A 21,734-nucleotide genomic window follows, 5' to 3' on the forward strand; every position below is an offset into this window, starting at 1 on the left:
TCTTTGCTAGGCTAAATTGCTTAGCGCCACAATGAAAAAGAATATTAAATAAATAACTGGGTGAGATTCTTCCCATTCCAAAAACATATTATTTCATTCTTTGTCAAATTAGTACATCTCCTATCTTTTGCTCAAGACAAATGTGGAAGTATCCCGGGGATTTCTTTTCCTTGAACTTCTTCACAATAATCTTCGCAATACGTACGCCCGATAATTTTACAAAGATTGATTTTATCTTCTTTGTATAAATAGGAAGCCACTGATTCAACCATATTTTTAAAATTATCTTCACCAACTTCTTCATTTTGAGGGGCATTTCTATTTTCCATAGGGAAATCATCATCAATTTGATAATTATCAACAATAGCCATGTAAATGGTGTTAAACAGCCATTTTGCATTTTTTATTTTATCTTGTAATGTTCTTTCCTCATCATTTCTTGGGGCTGAAAATAAAGAAAGCGTCCAGCCATACCAACCTCCGATTTTGGGCTCCTCTTTCTTAGGCTCAATGATAGAGAAGGCTTTATAACACTCAATGACTTTATTAATTAACTCTTCTTGATAAAGCCGATATTTTTCAGGTAGTTTGGCATTTCTCAATAACCATTCCAAACGTTGTAGTTTACTGACAATGGTTTTTACTTCATCACAGTATTCTTCATCGACTTGCAATAACCTGATTGTATCCTCTGACAACGCTTCGATCTCTTGAGGAGGAACCGTCCAATAGGTCTTCACCTCCGGATCCTTTAAATCACGATAGTGAACCATGTCTCCAGAAGACTTCTTATGCTTTCGTAAAGGGCCTGTACTGTGTAAAAAAATTGGCTCCATTGGGCCGCTACGCCTTGGCACTGTGGGATGTTCGTCATATTCAGTGAGCCGATCAATTTGCTCCTTCGATAACACATAAGACAGCAATGACAACGCTTGAGTTTTACAATTTTTGGAAAGAGCTAAACTAGGCCCAAATAATCCCCAGGTCAAACGCAGCTCAAAAGGCTTTAATCTGGCTTCTCTCGCTTGCTGTTCGGCTTTTATCTTTTCTGTTTCATAAATTAATCTTGAAAATTGTTCGTGAGGATAAATTCTGGTTTTCTCAGGCGGCTTTCCCTTGATGCCTTGGGTTTCGACAAACTCATTTATCGCCGTGTCCTGATCAGTTACCATCTGCAAACATTTTTTCTGTAATAATTCGAACTGCTCTTTCGTTAACTCGAAAGTAACCCCATGCAAACCATAACCTCGATCGAGGAACCTGAGTTCTTCGTGCTTCAACATTCCATGATTACCAACCAAATCAACATCCAAGCCAATTTTAATTTTTAATTGATCCAACCAGGAATTACTTCGTGTTGTTGTTGGCAAACCGTAAAATCCCCAGTTATCAACTACTTCCAGCATTTTATTGGTTTCATCGAGCTTTGAAAGCAATAAACAACTATGCCACAATGGGTTACTACCTACTTCCCGATCGGTGGTACAAAAAGTAACAGCATACTTCATATCAAAATCCTTAATAATGTTACCCCAAATTATTTGACCCTGAATAAATTACGAATGGATAGCCCTTGAATATTATTCTTAAAATCACAATAAGATATGAATACACTTTCGTAAAGAGTAAGATAAACCAAAATTTAATCTCTTTAGAACAAAATTGAATTCGATTAAAATAATTGGACCCATGCATAATCTGTGTATTTTGCTTTGGTGTTAGGCTCGATGGTCTCGAGGAATGGAGTTTATAATATAGAGCTTCGTAGAAACTTTTACAACGCAGCAATAAAATAAAAGATGCCGCTTATGCAAGAATCTAATCAATAATGTGCATCGATCAAAAAAGCAACCCAGGCCTTGTAGTCCAGAAAAGTCATCTGGTTGGTTACATTAAAAGCAGCTCCATGAAGCAAATCCGTTGCTTTAACCCAAATTATTGATTAATTTTGCCTGATTCAATTGTTCATAGGCTCTTTTCGCAGGTATGAAATTAGGATACTGGGTGACTAAACGATGTAAAATCATCCTGGATAAAAGTTCCTCCCCATGATTCCATTCATTCAAAGCATCGAAATAGATCATATCCGCACTTTGACCATCAAACTTAGGGACGCTGTTAAATAACACAGGCTCCACATAGCTCACTTTATCTTGTGTTTGTGCATATAATCTTTGTAGTACTCTCCGTGCCTGTAAACTACCATTTTCACTGGCTTGCTCTAATAATTGACGACCTTTTTCAGGTAATTTCTCTCCCGCTGTCCCTTCAATATAATAAGTACCCAATTGATATTGAGCATAAGCATTTTGTTTTTGCACTAATTTTTCATAAATACTGGCTGATCTTTTATGATCTTTTTCTACTCCCAAGCCATAATGATACATTCTTGCTAAAGCCAGCATTGCCTTTTCATTGCCTTTATCAGATGCTTCCTGGTAATACCTTAGAGCATCAGGAAAATCCAATTTAACACCAACACCCGTTTCAGATAATAAACCGAGGGCATACAAAGCATTACTATTACCTAAATTTGCTGCTTTTTTATACCATACCAAAGCCTCTTGTTCATTTCGAGGATTGCCTAAACCATAAAAATACATTCCAGCTAATTGGCTCATTGCTTCAGGAACGCCTTTCTCTGCAGCTTCTTTAAATAAAATCAGTGCTTTCGAGTAGTTTACAGGCACCCCTTTGCCATACTCATACATTAAGGCCAAATTATAAGCACCTAACACATCCCCTTTCGCTGCAGCCTGTTCATAGGCTTTCAAAGCTTTACCGTAATTATCATCCACGGTTTCATAAATAAAACCTAATGCCACATCAGCTTTAGATAATGGTTTAGCTGCTTTTTGATACCATTGTTTCGCTAAATTATAATCCGGCTCTCCTATTTCACCTACCTGATAAAATTGACCTAATAAGTACTGTGCTTCTGGATTGCCTTGTTCAGCAGAAGCAGTATACCAATATTGAGCCGCAACAAGGTCAGGCTCCGCCCCCAAGCCTTTTTGTAACATATAAGCCAATTTTAATTGCGCATATTGATCACCTTTATCAGCCAAGCCCTTATAAATCTCCTTCGCTTGATTCATTTGTTCCAAATCGCTACTTTCAGATAAATAGTAATCAGCCAATACTATTCCAGCATGACTATTACCCAATTTATAAGAATCGATTAAATAGGGTAAAAATTCTTCTCCAGATTGTTGTTTAAGCACTGCCAGGTTAAAATCAGCATATGAAAATTCGGCATCCGTGGATTGTTTCAATAACGCCAACCCTTTTTCTTTATCCTGAGCAACCCCTTTTCCTTCTGTATAATAGGTACCCAATATAAACTGACTTACAGGATTTTCACCTGCTTTTTGATACCAGTACAAGGCTTTGGCAGGATCTGTTTTTATCCCAATACCGCGATCGTAGAGTATTCCCAATAACAGAGCCGCTTTTTCATTACCAGTTTCAGCCTGATTTTCAGCTACTTTAAATGCTTGTTCTTGCTTTTGTTTATCAGCGTCCATCGCATTATAAAATGCTAAAGGTAACAGGGCCTGCGCTACCCTATTCTTCACAGCGCTCTGATATAATTTCCTGATTAATGCAATTTTCTGTTTTCTGACGTCAACACTTAAACCGTTGTTATAATCTCTTGCTAAATATTCAGCCAACTCATATTCTGCTGGACCATAATCATTCGCTGCTGAAAGATAAAGCATAGCCATAGCTTGCTCATCATTCGCTTTAATGTACTCTTTTCCATCAGGACCAACTATTCCTTGCCGCAATATTCTTGCTAATACATACTGCGCTCTTTTATTACCTTTGAATGCCGAGTCTGTTAACCAATTCAAAGCCTGTTGATAATCATTTTCATCCTTTCCACGCTTCAAATATAGTATTCCCAAATTATATTCAGCCCCTAAATGCTTTTGTTCCGCGGCATTTTCATAAAAAACAATGGCAGACGCATCATCTTGCATTAAACCAATGCCATATTGAAACAATTGTCCAATTTCAAATTGTGTTTGAGCATTTCCAAGTATTGCTCTGAAATACAAATAGTTCACGACAGACATATAATTAACTGTTTGTTGCCAGCCTGGAGTCCAAATATCCATTAAATCAACGTTTGCAGTTTCATTGTTCTCATAATAATTAGCGTCGATATAGGGTGCTGGTAAATTGAGTTTTTCTACAACAGGGCTGTATGCTCTCTGCAGTGCTTCTATATATGGATTCAGTCTATAGGTTGGATAAGCCCATTGATTGGCTTGAAATTCAACTTCTTTACTAATCAAAGCATCATAATAATTGCTTATAGGTATATTATTTGGTTGAGTCAATTCAAATCGTGGTTTGAAAATATCCTGACGTGTTATTGTTTCGAGTTTAGGTGCCTGATTGTAACTATTATTCCTTAATACTGCTCCATTGTTCCATGGACTAAATATTCCACTCATCTGATAAGGAGTCTCTTCCAATCGGTCGGTTGAATCATTACTTAACCATAATGCTACTTGTGCTAAAGCTGGTGGCTCTGCTTTTTTCTTCTCATTCTCAGCTGCTTGCTGAGACCATTGTTTTGCTAACGCTTCATCAGCAGCTACTCCAATCCCTTTTTGGTATAAATTAGCCAATTCTTTTTGAGCTTGAATTGAACCATTTTGAGCCGCTTTCAGAGTCCATAAGAAACCTGTTTTGGTATCATGAACTGGACTATTTTCCAGCAAATAAACATTCGCTAACTGGAGAAGAGCTTCTGTATTATGTTGATTGGCCGCTTTATTAAACCACTGAATAGCATCATCGTATCGATTTTGCAGTACTGCCACTTTACCTAGTTCTACCATAGCAGGAACATATTGTTCTGAAGCCGCTTTATTTAACAGCTCAACTCCCCTAAGAACGTCTTTAGTGACCATTTGACCGTTCACATAAAACTTACCTAATTCAGTTAATGCCTTAGGATTCTCTCCATCAGCCGCCTTCGTGAGCCAAATCATTCCTAATTTTTTATTACCCGCATGTTTGCTATCCAGGAAATACTCAGCCAAGGTATATTGGGCTATGGCATTACCATTTTTTGCAGCATCAATATAATAACGTCTGGCAACGTCAGTATTTTTCTTTACCCCCACACCATATAGGTATGCGGCGGCCATAAACATTTGTGCGCTTACATCCCCTACTGAAGCAGCTTGTTTAAACCAGTGAATCGCCTGTTCTGGATTTTTCTCATGGAGTAAGCTGTATTTAGCCATCATCTGGACAGCAGGTAAATATCCTTTCTCTGCCGATTTGGTAAAGTAACGCATTGCCACACGATTGTTCTTGAGCTGTCCATATCCATAAAGATAGAGTCGTCCCAAATAGTATTCGGCAACGGCATCCTGTCCTGATTTACTGATTAGGGGTTCAACCGCTTCATTATAATTACCTAATCTATAAGCGTTGAACGCATCATCGGCAAAAACCTGTTGGCTGGCAGATGCGACGAAAAAACACACCAAAGGTACTAGTGATTTCATGAAGATTCCCCTCTTTCCATGGTCATTTATACACCAGGTATAATGCCATAATGCACCACTTGACTGACTGCCCCGTTTCTTGTATTGCTGTCAACTATCCAAAAATTGCCCTTATTATTCAAACCAAATTTTACATTAACATATTCGCATACTTTGATCACATCAGCACAATCCAATATTCGTCCATAAGATTTTTTACCATCACCTAAGGTACAGATGAATTTCACTTCTTTTTCTCCGGTTGCTAAAACAGCCCAAGAACTACCCCTTATGGAATGATTAAGCCAATAGGAATACAGGCTTTCTTTATCATGCATCTGATACAAACTAATTGTTTCTGGTAATTTATTATAAATAAAATACATTGATTGCAAGGCTCCCTCCTTACCCGGTAAAAGAGTCAAAACCTTTAAATTTTGTTGATATCCAACGGCAGTACAACCTAGTGGAAATTTTCCATTGTCTTTTTTTTCAGCCTTATCTTCTGAAGTTTTTGCTTTATAAGATTTGGCTGCATAGGCCGATATATTTAACCCGCCAGTTAAGAGCGCCAACACGATTATGGTTATTGAACTTCTAGCTATTTTGTTCATTTTTTATTCTCACTGTCATTTAAGGGACGTACAATAACCTTTGTCCCCATAAAATTATTACGCTCACTAGACAACTCAACAAAATGTTCGTTTAACCACTTGGCATCTTGGATAAACATGCGCACACAGCCATGGCTAGCCCTTACCCCAGGAATATCATCGGAGCCATGCAAAGCAAATCCCTTATGAAAATACATACAATAAGGCATTTTGGCACCGCCTCTGCCTATAGGAAAAACATCCGAAGTACAACGAACATTTTCCTTACTAAATACACGAAAAATTCCCGTCAAAGTACGGCAAACTTTATTTGAATCTGAACATTTATCACTTCCGGAAGAAATAGGTCCCCACCAGACTAAATTGCCCGCGGCATCATATGCTCCCCAGGCTAACTTCTCTTGGTCTACAATAATTTGTTTTTCATTTTCACTTTGAATTTTAAGCGGAAAAGGAGAGACATCAAAAATATTGATATTGGCTAAATTCTTCGGTATGGCTATTTCTCGTCCCGACCAAAGATAATTATAAGTACGATTGACTCTCTGAACGATATCGCGCTGAACTGGATCAGGAAATAATTTTTCCCAACTTTGTCCTCCTGTTACCTTAATACATTCATACTGAGGATAACCACATAATGCCGTTCCATAAAAATGCCCCGCATTAAGTACAGTCACCATTGACATCATGAATGTTGTTAATAATATTTTTCTCATGGTGCCGCCCCCTCATGCCTATTTTTTATAATGTCATGCAAAATTTGTGCTAAAAATTAAATTTCATTCTGCTTATCTTTTTTTCGGTCATTTTTAATATAAGTTTAGACCTAAAACAAAATTTTGAAATTATTACTATATTTAAATCAGTACTGATTGGCTTAACCACTCATGAGGTATTTAAAAAATAGAAATAAATCAAAGCATTCCAATAATATAATCAACTCTCAAGCCATAAAAAATTCTCTCTATACATATGACAGAATTTTTTGTCACGTATAGGGAAAAATGCTATTGAAAGGTTATTTACAGATTCTCAAGATAGTAGAATTGCCTTTGATAGGCTATGAAGTTATGCAGCTTTAATGACACCAAGTTTACGAAAGAATTACAACATTTTATAAAAATTACTCTCTAATCAATTAATAATTCTAACTTATTTTTATAGCTTAACATAAAATAATCCTATAAGATTCTATTCGATTTTTAAATGGAAGTATGTACGCAACGGTACACAGAAAAATCAAGGCTTTTCAGCCAAGATAGTAGAAATCTCAACAGAATCTACATTTACTTGATTTAAAAAGTACTGGTATAAACAAACGAAGCAACAATCATTAATTGCAGTGGAAGTTAACTTATGTGTTTTTGCTTTTCCAAACAATCAAACATTTTAAATAGAATTCTTATTCTTAATATACTTGTATTTATTTTCTTTTTTAGCAATGCGAGTCTTTCAAAAACAATAAATTATCCCTGGACAGTCTCTGCCAGTTTGGGTTATGCCGATTATCAATACGTACACCGAGGCGATCATATCACTGCAATGGGTCGGTTTGCTATAGGAAGAGATTTATTAAAAAAAGGTCCCTTTTTATTTGGACTTGAATTAGGTTTACAAAGTGGAAACCAAATGCGACTGCAAATGACGGAGGAAGAGGTCAATGCCCTTGGAGGCCTTCTGGTGCAAACCACTTTGAAACCTATGGTAGATACCTTGACTACTGTCCGCATTACTCCCGAGTTTACTGCACCAGTATTTCTTCAACTTAAGGCTGGTGGTGTTTATAGACAATGGCAAATGGATAGAGATACGATTAACGACATCTCTCAATTGGCAGGTGAAATAATGGTGGGCTGCGGTTATACCATTACACCAAACGCCAGTATTACCTTATCGTATCAAGGTATATTTGGATCTAAACCAGACTTCACTATTGATCTGGAAAGTGGTATTGGGCATGTGCAAAATATTCCTGTTCAACATGCTATTTTATTGGGTATTATTTTAATGATTTAGCTAATTTTCTGGGTATTTAAAAAATTAGCTGACTGCAGGAACAAAAAAATGATAAATCAAAATAAAATCCTCATTAGTATTTTATTAGTTTTGTTCTCGGGACAAGTAACGTTTGCTAAAAGTAATCCGGCATCCCAAGCCTATGTAGATAATAAAGTATCTGAACTAAAAAATGAATTAACCGCTAAAATTAGCAGCATCCCATCCGGACCTCAAGGACTGCCTGGACCTAAAGGCGATAGAGGCGAAGTTGGGCCTCAAGGACTAACTGGACCCCAAGGCGATAGAGGTGAAACTGGGCCTCAAGGACTACCTGGACCTCAAGGCGATAGAGGTGAAACTGGGCCTCAAGGACTACCTGGACCTCAAGGCGATAGAGGTGATGCTGGGCCTCAAGGTCTACCCGGACCTCAAGGCGATAGAGGTGAAATTGGGCCTCAAGGTCTACCCGGACCTCAAGGCGATAGAGGTGAAATTGGGCCTCAAGGTCTACCCGGACCTCAAGGCGATAGAGGTGAGGCTGGGCCTCAAGGTCTACCCGGACCTCAAGGCGATAGAGGTGAGGCTGGGCCTCAAGGATTACCTGGTCCTAAGGGTGATACTGGATCACGAGGAGAAACTGGGGCAGTAGGACCTCAAGGTATACCGGGGCCTAAAGGCGAAACAGGTGCTGATGGTCGAGGAGTACCCACAGGAGGTGAGGTTGGCCAAGTACTCGCTAAATCAAATGATCTTGATTTCAACACAATTTGGGTGGATCCGGCAAATTCTGGTATAAAGCGGCAATTAGGTGATAAAATTCTAGGCGGTACTGTTATCTATGTTAATGCATTAGGTACCCATGGACTTATAGTAGCAAACTCTGATCAAGATAACTCAAGCAACTGGTGGGATGCCCAAGATTCCATAACTAACCCCGCTCTTTTTGACAACGACGGCAAATTATATTCTGACTGGAGAATTCCCTCTCGCTTTGAATTGAATTTAATTTATATGATGCGTAATGAGCTCGGAAATTTCTTGCAGGGCAATTACTGGAGTTCAACTGAGAAATCATCTGCAAACAGTTGGGTATTTAATTTTAAAACTGGGGAAATTAAAGATATTGGCAAAAATAAAACCGCAGCTGTCCGCGCGGTAAGAGTCTTTTAACCTAAATTCGGCAGTTAAATCGTAGCGAGAACAACTAATGTGCAGAAGATTAAACTGCTGAATTTAGGTTTAAGCATGGCAAAACTCAAATTTCAGTCAAGCATGGAAGTGTTCATAAATTCTTTTTGCCAACTGCTCACTGATTCCTTGAACCTTAGATATTTCTTCCAATGGAGCTTTAGCCAACTCTCGTAATCCTCCAAAACGCTGAAGCAATGCCTGTCGTCGCTTAGCTCCAACCCCTTCGATACTTTCAAGAGTTGATTCAACACGTGCTTTTTGTCTCTTCCTACGATGAGCAGTAATAGCGAAACGATGAGCCTCATCACGAATATGCTGTAAAAGATGGAGTGCTTTGGAGTCATCAGGTAAGACAAACTCTCTGCCTTCATTAACTAATATTAATTTTTCCCAGCCTGCTTTTCGGGACGGGCCTTTCGCTATCCCTAATAGAGTAACATCTGTCACATTCAGAGAAATCAATACTCGTTTTGCAACAGAAACCTGACCTTTACCACCATCAATAATCAAAACATCTGGCAATGATTGAGCATCAATCAATCTTTTGAATCGGCGAGAGATAGCCTGTTCCATTGCAGCATAATCATCTCCAGGAGTAATACCCTCAATATTAAAACGCCTATATTCATTAGTGCAGGGCCCCTCTTTATCAAATACAACACAAGATGCAATAGTTGCCTCTCCTTGAGTATGGCTAATATCAAAACATTCCATTCGCTCTATGTTTTTATCAAGTGATAACAGCTGTTTTAATGCCTGATATCGTGAGCGTATAGTAGAATGTTTATTGACGTATTCTGCTATCGAAATTCGTAAATTATTAACAGCAAAATCCATCCATCTGGATTTCACTCCTCTTGGGTTAACTTGAATTTTACAAGATTTACCACGTTGCTGTGATAAGATATCCTCTAATGAACAATTCTCTTTAATGGGTTGATTAGCAATAATCAAGTCTGGAATCCTTCCAGGTGTATCCAGGTAATAAAAGCCAATGAAAGCCTCAAAAGTCTGCTGCCAGAGTGCGTTCGTATCAAACTCCTCATCTAATACCGTTAAAGGAACTGAAGGGAAAAAACTTTGGCTGCCTAATATTTGCCCTTCACGAATAGTCACACACTGAATACATGCAAAACCAGGACGAGCTTCTATTGCAATGACATCAGCATCACCACGCAACTGTACAACTCCTTGCTGTTCTTGAATTAGGCGCAAACTTTTTATCTGATCTCGCAAAATAGCAGCTTCCTCAAAATTCAATTGACTTACTGCTTTGGTCATACGTTCAGCGAATTCATCAAGAATTATCTGACACTTCCCTTGTAAAAAACGCATGGCATCCTCTACAGATAGCTTGTAGTTTTCAGGAGAAATATAATTAACACAAGGTGCGGTACAACGCTTTATTTGGTATTGCAAACAAGGACGTGAGCGAGCATTAAAATAACTATCGCGACAATTGCGAATTTTGAATACTTTTTGAATTGTTACTATTGTTTCTCTTACAGCAGCGACACTAGGATAAGGACCAAAAAAATTACCAGTGGGCGGCTTCTTTTTACTACGGTAGAGTTCGATTCTTGGAAAATCAGGATGATTTGACAGATGAATATAAGGGTAAGATTTATCATCACGCAATAAAACATTGTATTTGGGCCTTAAAGCCTTAATCAAATTACTCTCTAATAATAAGGCCTCTGTCTCTGATCTGGTCACTGTAATTTCTATAGATGAAATTTGACTTACTAATGAACGTGTTTTAACCCCCGTATTTTGTTTATTAAAATAACTATTGACTCTTTTTTTGAGATTGGCTGCTTTACCCACATACAACACAGTACCCTCTCTATCCAACATCCGGTAAATACCTGGATCACTTGGGAGTTTGGTAAGAAATAAAGCGAGTTCAGCGGAAAGCCGTAAATCATTCATGAAATTAACATCTAATCATCTTGCGACAAATCATTGGGATGCTCAATAATGCGGTGCTTCATAGCCAAATAGGTAAGCTCTACATCATTTTTAATTCCCAATTTTTCAAACATCCTGTATCGATAACCATTGATGGTTTTACTACTTAAAAATAATCTATCAGCGATATCTTGCACATTCATGCCACTTGTAATCATCAACATGACTTGCATTTCTCTTTCAGATAACAGATCAAATGGAGAGTCCTGGGATTCCTGGATACTATTAATTGCCATTTTTTGCGCTATTTCAGCACTCAGGTATTTTTCGCCTTTGGCTACTTTACGAATTGCAGCTGCCATTTCTTCAGCTCCGGATTCCTTAGTTAGATAACCCATGGCGCCTAATTGTAATACTCGTGTAGGGAGAGGATCTGAACAAATTGCTGTAACAGCAATAACTTTAATGTTTGGGTTTGTTTTTTTTAAACGGCGTGTTACTTCCCACCCATCTATCCCGGGCATTTTCATATCTAATAATACAACATCCGGGGAATGAGTTTTTACAAATGCCAAAGCTTGCTCACCACTTTCGGCATCTGCAACCACATCTACATCCGACATATCTTCAAGCAATCGTCGAATACCCATTCTAACCAATGCATGGTCATCAACAATTAATACCTTAATCAAATGATGCTCCTTGACCAAACAGTCAATGAACAAACTGTGTTGGTTGATGTTAACAAGACTCGATAATCATTACAATACATAGTACCTCTAATCCACTAATTCCCACTATTTTGAAAATTACACACTAACAAGCTCTTATATGAATATTTGGATTATCCGGATCCACTTTAAAATAAGGCGGAAGTTCACCTAACTCTCGGGCACGATCCATTAATTTACCTATATCAGAAAGTACAAAATCATATAAGTTCTGATAACTATCAATAACGAAATAAACTGGTTGTAGCTGGTCAATCCGATAGGGCATCCGAAATGCTACAACTGGATCAAATAAAATCCGAACAGGAATGTCACTCTCCACACAATAAACAGTTTCACTAATAGAAGATAAGATACCTCCGCCATAGGCTCTAAGCCCTTTGGATGATTTAATCAACCCGAATTCTACTGTAAACCAAAACATCCTTTGTAATAGAGCCCAGTCCTGCTCAGGAAAAGTTAATACCTTACACGCATAATCATACACAAATTCAGCATAAACCTTATCTGTTAACATTGGGCAATGACCAAAAAGTTCATGAAAAATATCTGGCTCTTGCACATAATCCAGTTCCTCTTCACTCCGAATAAAAGTCGCAGCTGGAAAATATTTTTTGGCTAATAATTCAAAAAATTCTCGAGCAGAAATTAAAGCTGCTACTGGTGCTACTTGCCATCCAGTTTTGGCTTTTAACCGTTGACTTACTTCTGGAAGTTGTGGAATGTTCCATGAATTAAGACCCAAGGTCTCTAATCCAGACATAAATTCATCACAAGCTCTTCCTTGTAATAATTGGAGTTGTCTCTCAAATAAAATACTCCAAACTCTGTTTTCCTCTGCCGAATAATTGACTAAACCCTGAGCGTCAGGAACATGTGCTACATATCGGCTACGAAACTCCATAATTTCTCCTTCACTCGTATTTATTCAAAAACCAGTAATTCAGGATAATAACGTCTATTTTCACGCTAAGTTAACCTATAAAGTCAAAAAGAATATTGTCTAAAAATTGCTTTATTTTTGGGTATACTACCATTGCTAAGACATTTTTTCAGATTGGCTTCAATGGTTAACTAAATCCTCTAAGCTTGTTTTAGTAATTACCTAACAGTAAACTAAATGTCAACCTGGTTTTAATCATCTTTGCTATATCTGGACTGTTTTATAAACCATAGAAAGCTATTGTTAGCCTTTGGAAAAGGTAAAATTGCCTTATGGACGTTTGCAAAGCACTTCAAGTATCGCAAAAATAACAGATAAAACGGATAACATTAATACCTTATATATTTAATTATTACTTATTTTACAGATTCTGCTATAAAATTCATTTCAGAAATGACATATTGGAATACATAAAATGACAATAGCGATCTTGGCTACCGGTGATGAAATAGTACATGGAGATACTCTCAATACCAATGCTCATGATATTGCTCATGCCCTTTGCTCTGAAGGATTACCACTTGGATTGCAAGTAGCATGCAGTGATAAGGAAAAAGAGATTATAGATAGCCTGAATTTCCTGACTGAACGTCATGATATCCTCATTTCGATTGGCGGGCTTGGGCCAACAAAAGATGATATTACTCGCTTTGCTTTAGCACAATTTACAAAAGAGCCTCTCATTCAACATGCAGAGGCGCTGAATCATATAGAAAACAAAGCAAATGCAGCAAAAATATCGCTAAATCAAGGTAATTTGCAGCAATCCCTCTTTCCAGCCAATGCCAGACTCCTACCTAACCCTTATGGCACTGCGATGGGATGCTCTTATTTATGGAAAGGTAAAACTTTTATTCTATTACCTGGACCTCCACGTGAATGCCTACCTATGTTTAATCATTATGTACTTCCTCTATTATTGCAAACCAGACATAGCAATAAACAAATCCTAAAATGGCGAATTTTTGGTTTGGCTGAAAGTGAAATAGCTCAAATCCTTGAAGAGGCACTGGAAGGGATAGACTGTCAAACTGGATATCGATTGGAAACTCCTTATCTTGAATTCAAGGTTCGATGCAAAAAAGAATTAGTTGAAAAAATTCAATCCATAATAGATCCGATTGTAGAACCACATATTATTTCACCGGTAGAAGCCAAAGCATCCGATCAACTAAGAGATCTTCTATTACGTATTAATGAACCTGTGACCATTATTGATGAGGTCACAGGAGGATTGTTGCAATCCATATTGGTTAAACCAGAAAATTATCATTTGTTACACTTTCATAATCTTAGTAAGAACAGATTATATTTCCATCTCAGCGGTTTAGAAGACTATTGGTCACAACTACCGTCTGAAGGCACAACCAAATTAATTATTCACTACAGTAATCAACTGCAGGAAGGTCGAGAAACGCATCAGATTCCTTATCGAAGTCCTATGGTTGTGTATTATGCTGCTGAATGGCTAAGCTTCCGACTCTTTCATCTCATCAATCAATTGCATTAAAGCATAGCAAAGATCTTGAGTCCCCTTACCCTCTATAGCCGAAATAGCAAACGCTTTGTCTTTCCAATTAAGACTTTTTATTATGGTTTGAATCGTCTCTTGCCTGCTTTTCTCATCTGGCAACATATCGATTTTGTTTAATACCAACCATCTGGGTTTGTTCAGTAGATCTGGATTATATTGAGCCAACTCATTAATAATCGCTTTTGCGTCAGCTACTGGATCACTCCCATCCAATGGGGCAATATCAATAACATGTAGCAACACGCATGTGCGTGAAAGATGTTTTAAAAACCGATGTCCTAATCCTGCGCCCTGAGCAGCTCCTTCTATAAGACCTGGAATATCCGCCATGACAAAACTCTTATACTGAGAAACTCGGACCACACCTAAACCAGGATGTAAGGTTGTAAAAGGATAATCAGCTACTTTTGCTTTTGAACTTGAGACGGCTCTTATTAAAGTAGATTTTCCTGCATTGGGAAGTCCTAATAAACCAACATCAGCCAAAACCCTGAGCTCCAGGCGCAAATTTCTAGACTCACCTGGGCTGCCTGGTGTTGTTTGTCTTGGTGATCGATTAACACTGCTTTTATAGCGTGTATTACCCAAGCCATGAAATCCACCCTGAGCAATAAGCACGGGTTTTCCTGGTTTATTGACATCAGCCAGTAACTCACCCGTATCTGTATCATAAACCATAGTTCCTACAGGCACTTTAATAAGTAAGTCATCTCCTTTTTTCCCAGTGCAGTTTCCACCCATACCTGGTTGGCCATTCTTGGCTTTATAATGGCGAGTATAACGAAAGTCAATCAAGGTATTTAAATCACTGCTTGCCTCAAAATAAATACTTCCACCATCACCGCCGTCACCACCATCAGGGCCACCACGAGGAATAAATTTTTCCCTCCTGAAACTTAAGCAACCATTTCCACCTTTACCGGCCTCTACCGTAATAATTGCTTCATCGACGAATTTCATGCCTAACCTTAGAATAAAATAAGACTTACGCAAAATTCCAAGATCGAGGCAAAAAATGTTTTGAATGAGGGAGTTTAGATAAACTAAATGACCGAATTAAAAACATTTTTTAACAAAGCAATTGGGATTTTGCGTAGGTCCTGTAAAAAAAAACCCCGTTACCGGGGTTAAACAAATCGAATTATGATGCTATTGGAAATAGCCTTAATTTTAAAAACTTAACTTACAGCCTCTTCTCTTTGCTCAGGGACTATAGTGACGTATTTACGATTTTTTTCGCCTTTAATAGTAAACTGAACCAAACCTTCTACCAAAGCATACAATGTGTGATCGCGACCACAACCTACGCCAGGTCCAGGATGAAAACGTGTGCCACGCTGTCTTACAATAATTTCGCCAGCATTTACAAATTGACCACCAAAACGTTTCACACCAAGGTATTTTGGATTCGAATCGCGGCCATTACGAGTACTACCGCCTGCTTTCTTATGAGCCATTGCTATCCCCTCTTATTTACCTATCGCAGTAATTTTAACTTGCGAATAATATTGTCTGTGCCCCATTTGCTTCATGTGGTGCTTACGTCGACGGAATTTAATAATCTTAACTTTCTTGTGACGACCATGATCAAGCACTTCAGCCTTAACCGTTGCTTTAGCAATGAAAGGCGTACCACAAATGATTTTATCACCATCAGCCAACATCAATACTTCTGAAAACTTAATCTCATTGCCAACATTTTCAGGCAGCATTTCAATTTTTAAAACATCACCTTCTTTCACGGTATATTGCTTACCGCCAGTCTTAATTACCGCATACATAACTATTCTCCAATTCGCCTGATTGGCTATCACAATTCCAACAAAGTGCCATATTCTATGAAATTATGACTATTACTTCAAGTTCATTTTAAAATATTGTATACTTCACCACCCTTTACTGATTGACTTAGTATTTTGAAGCTCTCTGGTAAATTTTAATCTGGTCGCGGATTAATTAGGAACTATTGACTTTCAATAGCCCTAAAGGGAACCCTTAAATTTTTGGAGTTATTTATAATGTCAACTATTCAATTAGAAGCGCAATCAAGAACGGATATGGGGAAAGGTGCGAGCCGCCGCCTACGTCGACTTGAAAATAAAGTCCCTGCTGTCTTATATGGTGGAAACAAAAAACCTGTATCAATCCATTTTCACCACCATAAAGTAATTAAAGCTCTGGAAACAGAAAGTATTTATTCCAGTGTTTTTGATATTACAGTAGACGGTAAAGTAGAACATGTCATTTTAAAAGCACTACAACGTCATCCCTTCAAACCCATTGTGATGCACATGGATTTACAGCGTGTTTCCGGGAAGGATGTTCTGGTTAAATTGATTCCTATTCATTTCATTAATGAGCAACAATCTCCGGGAATTAAAGCCGGCGGAATTGTACAACATACAATGACCCAAGTCGAAATACGTTGCCAAGCAAAAGATTTGCCTGAATTCATTGAAGTCGATATGTCCAAGATAGGCATGGATGACGTAGTTCACTTATCCGATCTAAAACTTCCTAAAGGCGCTCAACTCACTGTCGACCTCTCAGATGGTAGTCATGATGCTCCAGTAGTGAGTATACATGCCCCCAAAGTGAGCTCAGCCGAACTAGAAGAAACACCAGAAGTTCCAGCATCAGCTGTTCCAACTACAGATCAAGAGGAAAGTGCGGAATAAGTACTCTCCTGTTTTATACTCATGCCAATATTCTGAGTTCAATCTGAATATTGGCATAAAATCTAATGCTAGAATATTCAACTATAACCTGCTTAATTCAATTTTTAATATAATAATAATTTATGGCCATTAAACTCATTATCGGTTTACGCAATCCCGGTTCTGCTTATGAACAAACCAGGCACAATGCTGGAGGTTGGTTGGTTACCGCTTTGGCTCAAAGACATAATTCGCATTTTAAAATTGACAAAAAAATGCAAGCTGAATTAACTGAACTGAATATTAATAGTCTGCTGTGCCGACTTGCACTGCCTTTAACTTTTATGAATCATAGCGGGCAAGTCACAAGAATAATTAGTCAATTCTATAAAATTGAACCCAGCGAAATATTAATAGTTCATGATGAACTGGATTTACCTGTTGGACGTCTCAAATTAAAAACAGGCGGTGGCCATGGTGGGCATAATGGCCTGAGAGACATAACAGCTCAATTGGGAACAGGAGAATTCCATCGATTGCGTATTGGTATAGGTCATCCTGGCCATAAGGATTTGGTCCATCAATATGTGCTAAGCAAACCCTCTATGCATGACAGACAACAAATTTATGATGCAATAGATAGAGGCATAGCAATAATACCTATGGTATTGTCTGGGGATATGGCCCGGGCAATGAATCAATTAAATGCTTAACAGAATGAGGTACGGCTCATGGGATTTAAATGTGGAATAGTAGGATTACCTAATGTCGGTAAATCAACTCTTTTTAATGCATTGACTAAGGCTGGAATAGAGGCAGCCAATTACCCATTTTGTACCATTGAGCCCAATATAGGTATCGTCACTGTACCTGATTCAAGACTGGATGCTTTAAGTAATATAGTCAAGCCTCAACAAGTTCTTCATGCCACCATGCAATTTGTCGATATTGCCGGATTAGTTAAAGGAGCATCGAGTGGAGAGGGACTAGGCAATCAGTTTCTGGCGAATATCAGAGAAACTGATGCGATTGCTCACGTTGTTCGTTGTTTTGACAATTCAGATGTTGTTCATGTGGAAGGTCGGGTTGACCCTTTAAGTGACATAGAAGTCATTAATACGGAATTGGCTTTAGCGGATATGGAAACTCTGGAAAAAGCGATACTAAAGGTTGGGAAAAATAGCAAAAGTGGAAATAAGGAAGCCATTTTTGAACTAAAAACCCTGGAAAAAATTAAAGCACATCTTGATGCCGGTTCTCCTGTCAGGACACTCGAGCTTTCTCCTGAAGAAGAACAAGCGACCAAACGCCTTTTTTTATTGACCGCCAAACCAGTTCTCTATATTGCTAATGTAGACGATAATGGGTATGTGAACAATCCTTTACTCGATAAAGTCCAGGCTTTAGCTGTCCAGGAACAGGCAAGCATAGTAGCACTTTGCGCGGCAACGGAAGCGGAGTTGGTAGAACTGGATGAAAAAGACAGACAAGAATTTATGGTTGATTTGGGACTTACTGAACCCGGATTACATAAAGTCATCCGCGCAGGGTACGAATTATTAGGGTTACAAACCTATTTCACCGCCGGAGTGAAAGAAGTAAGAGCCTGGACCATCCATAAAGGTGCAACAGCGCCGCAAGCTGCTGGTGTAATTCATACGGATTTTGAGAAAGGCTTTATCAGAGCTGAAGTGATTTCTTATGATGATTTTATTCGCTTTTCAGGGGAGCAAGGCGCTAAAGAAGCTGGCAAATTACGTCTTGAAGGTAAGGAATATGTAGTTTGTGATGGAGATGTCATGCATTTTCGTTTTAATGTTTAAATTGTTTGCGATCCATGTCCAGCCTTACTAATATCTTGTAATAAAGGGACTTAATTACTCACTTCGTCATTACGAGTTTTGACAAAGTAATCCAAATTTGGAAATGAATTGGTGTGGCAATCGGTTATGGATTGCCCAACCGATGCAGATCTCCCAACGAGCGTAATGATAGCAGCTGTTTATTCCATTTAAATCGTTCTTATCTGTTTGCATCAATGAATGTGCCGAACATTTTGCAATACCCAACATACAATAATTGCTTCAGATAGACATAATGAAACAATATAAGATTATATAGTTCTTTGATTTTTAAATGACCCGTTAAACAGCCTACGCGCCTTGGCTTGTCCGAGGTATCCAGAGCGCACCTTGTGGATACCGCTGTCAAGCAGCGGTACGTAGAGAATCGGTCATTTAAAATTCAAGTGACTATATTATTCTATACTTGATAATAGGAATGAATTTCATTCTTTACCGACTGAGATTATTGAGGTGGTGGATGTCATTGCAAATGAAAACAAAAGAGCGGGATTCACAGACAAAAGTGATATCTCCTGACCAACAAAGAAAATATCATTTACTATACGCTATTTCGATAGAACTTATAATATTGGGTATCTTACTGATAATAACAAACATCTACTTATTAAAAATACGGTTCATAATCGGGATGTTAACCGCTGGTATCCTAATTCTACTTGGAAATTTAATTTTAATAAAAAAAAATTACAATCTTACTTTTAGTGGGCACGTTTTGAATATTCTTGTGCTGTCTATAATCATTGGAGGAAATCTTATTGCCGGGAAAATTACCATGTCTTATTTGGGGTGGTTTTATGTTTCTCCAATTATAGCTTTTGCAACTCTTGGATTAAATGGGTTACTAATATATGGCTTGCTAGCTATTAGCTCAATGATTATTTTTGTATTTGAGTTTTATATCCCAATTTATTCAGTTTCTAAAGAATACATATTCTTCCTGGATAATACGAATCATTTATTTATTTTTTTGCTTATTTTTACAGTTCTTTATCATTTTCTAATTCAGAATTTACGGTACGAATCTCTCTTGAAAGAGCAAAATTATTTACTTTTGGCCGACAAACAAAAATTTCATTACCTGGCACAACATGATTCGCTAACCAATTTACCAAATCGAGCTTATTTTTACACCTATCTCCAAACTATTTTGGACACAACAGATCCTAATCACAATGCCGTCACTCTCTATTTTATGGATTTAGATGGTTTCAAATCGATTAATGATAAATACGGGCATGAAATTGGTGATCTTCTTTTGTTGCTAACAAGCAAACGCCTGCAATCCTGTTTTAGGGAAAATGACTTCATAGCACGATTAGGAGGTGATGAATTTACCGCAACCATCATCCACAAACCCAAGGATAAAATTGCTACCGCTTTATCTCAAAGAATTGAGCAGGAATTTAAACAACCTTTTCTAATAAAAAATCAGGAAATACAGTGTACTATTAGCGTTGGAATGGCAAACTACCCCATTAATGCGCAAAGTGTTGAGGATTTATTAAAATTGGCTGATAAAATAATGTATAAAAATAAAAAGAAGAAATATGCAACTCTTAAACAAAGCTCTTAGTCAATATGCCTAATTCCTTACAAGTATTATTTGATTATCATTTTACTATTCACTATGCGAAGCAATTTGCCTCACACTTGACAATTAACTTATACGACCTTAGCATGCATTGATTAAACATCAGGGGATAAATGAATGACTATTGACCGTATACGAGCGCTGGTTAGTGAGGACTTTAACGCGGTTAATAATTTAATTATTGATAAAATTCAATCTCAAGTCGGTTTAATTCATGACTTATCACAACACATAGTCGAAAGTGGTGGAAAACGTCTACGCCCTCTGGTTGTACTCTTGGCAAGTAATGCTTGTGGATACCAAGGAAAAGATCATATTTCACTTGCAGCTATGGTTGAATTTTTTCATACTGCCACCTTATTGCATGACGATGTTATTGATGAGTCTACTTTAAGACGAGGAAAACAGACCGCAAACAGTATTTGGGGGAGCAAAGCCAGTGTTTTAGTCGGTGATTATCTCTTTACTCAATCCGTACAACTAATGGTAGAAGTTGGTATTACCGAGATTCTTAATCTACTAGCCAATACTTCCCACCAGATTACCTGCGGCGAAGTAAAACAGCTTGCTAATCGTCATAATCCTGCCCTTAATCTGGATGATTACTTCGATGTAATCCGAGCCAAAACAGCACTTTTATTTGCTGCTGCTGCTTGTATAGGCCCAATACTTACTAATGCACCTATTGATGTTCAAAATAGTCTATATACCTATGGTTTGCACCTGGGAAATGCCTTTCAATTAATTGATGATGCCCTGGATTATTGCTCGGATGCTACTACTTTAGGCAAAAATATTGGTGACGATTTAGCAGATGGGAAGGCCACTTTACCACTTATCCATGCATTACAACATGGTAACGCTACTCAACAAAAGCAAATAAAAGAGAGTTTAATGAAAGGCAGCCTAAGTTACCTGCCTGATATTTTAATTGCTATTGAGCAAACAAAAGCAATACCGTTTACCAAACGAATTGCTGCTCAAGAAGTTGACTCAGCACTAACCGCTCTGGAAATACTCCCTGAGTCCATTTATAAAGAAGCTCTAATCGATTTAGCTAAATTTGCCCTGGAAAGAAATTATTAGACTCTTCTCTGCATCAGAATATTAATGGTAACTGTTCGGGGTATATATCTTGAACCTTGGTTGAATACTAATTTTTTGTTTAAGACAGACCAAATAT

At 37.9% G+C, this 21,734-nt stretch carries 18 protein-coding genes; 8 read left to right on the forward strand and 10 right to left on the reverse strand.

Annotated features, from left to right (window positions below; genetic code table 11):
- Positions 1-131: 131 nt before the first annotated feature.
- The 4 genes from ACZ5EK_RS13940 to ACZ5EK_RS13955 form a co-directional block, all read right to left on the reverse strand.
- Entirely contained in the window at positions 132-1,508 is a 1,377-nt protein-coding gene (locus ACZ5EK_RS13940) for a hypothetical protein (RefSeq protein ID WP_464430296.1), read from the reverse strand.
- A gap of 417 nt (positions 1,509-1,925) precedes the next feature.
- A complete protein-coding gene (locus tag ACZ5EK_RS13945) occupies positions 1,926-5,534 on the reverse strand; it encodes a tetratricopeptide repeat protein (RefSeq protein WP_464430297.1) in 3,609 nt (1,202 codons plus the stop codon).
- 26 nt (positions 5,535-5,560) lie between these two features.
- Positions 5,561-6,127, reverse strand: coding sequence for an endopeptidase IV (locus ACZ5EK_RS13950; RefSeq protein ID WP_464430299.1), 567 nt, complete (start codon positions 6,125-6,127; stop codon positions 5,561-5,563).
- Positions 6,124-6,846, reverse strand: a complete 723-nt coding sequence (locus ACZ5EK_RS13955; protein WP_464430300.1) for a L,D-transpeptidase — start codon at positions 6,844-6,846, stop codon at positions 6,124-6,126. The genes ACZ5EK_RS13950 and ACZ5EK_RS13955 overlap by 4 nt, the downstream gene beginning before the upstream one ends.
- A 640-nt stretch (positions 6,847-7,486) precedes the next feature.
- On the opposite strand from ACZ5EK_RS13955, the gene ACZ5EK_RS13960 reads away from it, so the two are divergent.
- Both ACZ5EK_RS13960 and lcl read left to right on the forward strand, forming a co-directional pair.
- The gene (locus tag ACZ5EK_RS13960; RefSeq protein ID WP_464430303.1) at positions 7,487-8,146 is read left to right on the forward strand and encodes a hypothetical protein; all 660 of its coding nucleotides are present in this window, start codon (positions 7,487-7,489) and stop codon (positions 8,144-8,146) included.
- Positions 8,147-8,194: 48 nt separating this feature from the next.
- Positions 8,195-9,298 (forward strand): collagen-like adhesin Lcl, encoded by a 1,104-nt coding sequence (lcl, locus tag ACZ5EK_RS13965; RefSeq protein ID WP_464430304.1) that lies wholly within the window; start codon positions 8,195-8,197, stop codon positions 9,296-9,298.
- 96 nt (positions 9,299-9,394) lie between these two features.
- Here the strand turns inward: lcl and uvrC are convergent, their stop codons facing one another.
- From uvrC to phhA, 3 genes are all read right to left on the reverse strand, one after another.
- Complete coding sequence (gene uvrC / locus ACZ5EK_RS13970; RefSeq protein ID WP_464430306.1) at positions 9,395-11,251, reverse strand: excinuclease ABC subunit UvrC; 1,857 nt, start codon at positions 11,249-11,251, stop codon at positions 9,395-9,397.
- Between the two features lie 11 nt (positions 11,252-11,262).
- Complete coding sequence (gene letA / locus ACZ5EK_RS13975) at positions 11,263-11,922, reverse strand: two-component system response regulator LetA (RefSeq protein WP_464425329.1); 660 nt, start codon at positions 11,920-11,922, stop codon at positions 11,263-11,265.
- A gap of 124 nt (positions 11,923-12,046) precedes the next feature.
- Positions 12,047-12,865, reverse strand: coding sequence for a phenylalanine 4-monooxygenase (phhA, locus tag ACZ5EK_RS13980; RefSeq protein WP_464430308.1), 819 nt, complete (start codon positions 12,863-12,865; stop codon positions 12,047-12,049).
- 454 nt (positions 12,866-13,319) lie between these two features.
- Between phhA and ACZ5EK_RS13985 the strand changes: the two genes are divergently transcribed.
- A complete protein-coding gene (locus ACZ5EK_RS13985; RefSeq protein ID WP_464430310.1) occupies positions 13,320-14,414 on the forward strand; it encodes a competence/damage-inducible protein A in 1,095 nt (364 codons plus the stop codon).
- Here ACZ5EK_RS13985 and cgtA read toward each other — a convergent pair.
- The 3 genes from cgtA to rplU form a co-directional block, all read right to left on the reverse strand.
- Positions 14,373-15,398 (reverse strand): Obg family GTPase CgtA, encoded by a 1,026-nt coding sequence (cgtA, locus tag ACZ5EK_RS13990; protein ID WP_464425332.1) that lies wholly within the window; start codon positions 15,396-15,398, stop codon positions 14,373-14,375. The genes ACZ5EK_RS13985 and cgtA overlap by 42 nt on opposite strands.
- Before the next feature lie 218 nt (positions 15,399-15,616).
- Positions 15,617-15,895, reverse strand: a complete 279-nt coding sequence (gene rpmA / locus ACZ5EK_RS13995) for a 50S ribosomal protein L27 (RefSeq protein WP_464425334.1) — start codon at positions 15,893-15,895, stop codon at positions 15,617-15,619.
- A gap of 12 nt (positions 15,896-15,907) precedes the next feature.
- The gene (rplU, locus tag ACZ5EK_RS14000; protein ID WP_464430311.1) at positions 15,908-16,219 is read right to left on the reverse strand and encodes a 50S ribosomal protein L21; all 312 of its coding nucleotides are present in this window, start codon (positions 16,217-16,219) and stop codon (positions 15,908-15,910) included.
- A gap of 237 nt (positions 16,220-16,456) precedes the next feature.
- On the opposite strand from rplU, the gene ACZ5EK_RS14005 reads away from it, so the two are divergent.
- The 5 genes from ACZ5EK_RS14005 to ACZ5EK_RS14025 all read left to right on the forward strand — a co-directional run bounded on the left by ACZ5EK_RS14005 (position 16,457) and on the right by ACZ5EK_RS14025 (position 21,637).
- Positions 16,457-17,116 (forward strand): 50S ribosomal protein L25/general stress protein Ctc, encoded by a 660-nt coding sequence (locus ACZ5EK_RS14005; protein WP_464430313.1) that lies wholly within the window; start codon positions 16,457-16,459, stop codon positions 17,114-17,116.
- Positions 17,117-17,238: 122 nt separating this feature from the next.
- Positions 17,239-17,808, forward strand: a complete 570-nt coding sequence (gene pth / locus ACZ5EK_RS14010; RefSeq protein ID WP_464425339.1) for an aminoacyl-tRNA hydrolase — start codon at positions 17,239-17,241, stop codon at positions 17,806-17,808.
- 18 nt (positions 17,809-17,826) lie between these two features.
- Positions 17,827-18,918: a redox-regulated ATPase YchF gene (gene ychF / locus ACZ5EK_RS14015; protein ID WP_464430315.1), complete on the forward strand. Its 1,092-nt coding sequence runs from the start codon at positions 17,827-17,829 to the stop codon at positions 18,916-18,918.
- 499 nt (positions 18,919-19,417) lie between these two features.
- The gene (locus tag ACZ5EK_RS14020; protein ID WP_464430316.1) at positions 19,418-20,533 is read left to right on the forward strand and encodes a diguanylate cyclase domain-containing protein; all 1,116 of its coding nucleotides are present in this window, start codon (positions 19,418-19,420) and stop codon (positions 20,531-20,533) included.
- 135 nt (positions 20,534-20,668) lie between these two features.
- Positions 20,669-21,637, forward strand: coding sequence for a polyprenyl synthetase family protein (locus tag ACZ5EK_RS14025; protein WP_464430318.1), 969 nt, complete (start codon positions 20,669-20,671; stop codon positions 21,635-21,637).
- Positions 21,638-21,734: the final 97 nt, after the last annotated feature.

Source organism: Legionella sp. JM-2024, assembly GCF_055389095.1.

Coding starts and splice junctions, on each gene's coding strand:
- ACZ5EK_RS13940 (WP_464430296.1), bottom strand. CDS start 1,508: ATGAAGTATGCTGTTACTTTTTGTACCACCGATCGGGAAGTAGGTAGT.
- ACZ5EK_RS13945 (WP_464430297.1), bottom strand. CDS start 5,534: ATGAAATCACTAGTACCTTTGGTGTGTTTTTTCGTCGCATCTGCCAGC.
- ACZ5EK_RS13950 (WP_464430299.1), bottom strand. CDS start 6,127: ATGAACAAAATAGCTAGAAGTTCAATAACCATAATCGTGTTGGCGCTC.
- ACZ5EK_RS13955 (WP_464430300.1), bottom strand. CDS start 6,846: ATGAGAAAAATATTATTAACAACATTCATGATGTCAATGGTGACTGTA.
- ACZ5EK_RS13960 (WP_464430303.1), top strand. CDS start 7,487: ATGTGTTTTTGCTTTTCCAAACAATCAAACATTTTAAATAGAATTCTT.
- lcl (WP_464430304.1), top strand. CDS start 8,195: ATGATAAATCAAAATAAAATCCTCATTAGTATTTTATTAGTTTTGTTC.
- uvrC (WP_464430306.1), bottom strand. CDS start 11,251: ATGAATGATTTACGGCTTTCCGCTGAACTCGCTTTATTTCTTACCAAA.
- phhA (WP_464430308.1), bottom strand. CDS start 12,865: ATGGAGTTTCGTAGCCGATATGTAGCACATGTTCCTGACGCTCAGGGT.
- ACZ5EK_RS13985 (WP_464430310.1), top strand. CDS start 13,320: ATGACAATAGCGATCTTGGCTACCGGTGATGAAATAGTACATGGAGAT.
- cgtA (WP_464425332.1), bottom strand. CDS start 15,398: ATGAAATTCGTCGATGAAGCAATTATTACGGTAGAGGCCGGTAAAGGT.
- rpmA (WP_464425334.1), bottom strand. CDS start 15,895: ATGGCTCATAAGAAAGCAGGCGGTAGTACTCGTAATGGCCGCGATTCG.
- rplU (WP_464430311.1), bottom strand. CDS start 16,219: ATGTATGCGGTAATTAAGACTGGCGGTAAGCAATATACCGTGAAAGAA.
- ACZ5EK_RS14005 (WP_464430313.1), top strand. CDS start 16,457: ATGTCAACTATTCAATTAGAAGCGCAATCAAGAACGGATATGGGGAAA.
- pth (WP_464425339.1), top strand. CDS start 17,239: ATGGCCATTAAACTCATTATCGGTTTACGCAATCCCGGTTCTGCTTAT.
- ychF (WP_464430315.1), top strand. CDS start 17,827: ATGGGATTTAAATGTGGAATAGTAGGATTACCTAATGTCGGTAAATCA.
- ACZ5EK_RS14020 (WP_464430316.1), top strand. CDS start 19,418: ATGTCATTGCAAATGAAAACAAAAGAGCGGGATTCACAGACAAAAGTG.
- ACZ5EK_RS14025 (WP_464430318.1), top strand. CDS start 20,669: ATGACTATTGACCGTATACGAGCGCTGGTTAGTGAGGACTTTAACGCG.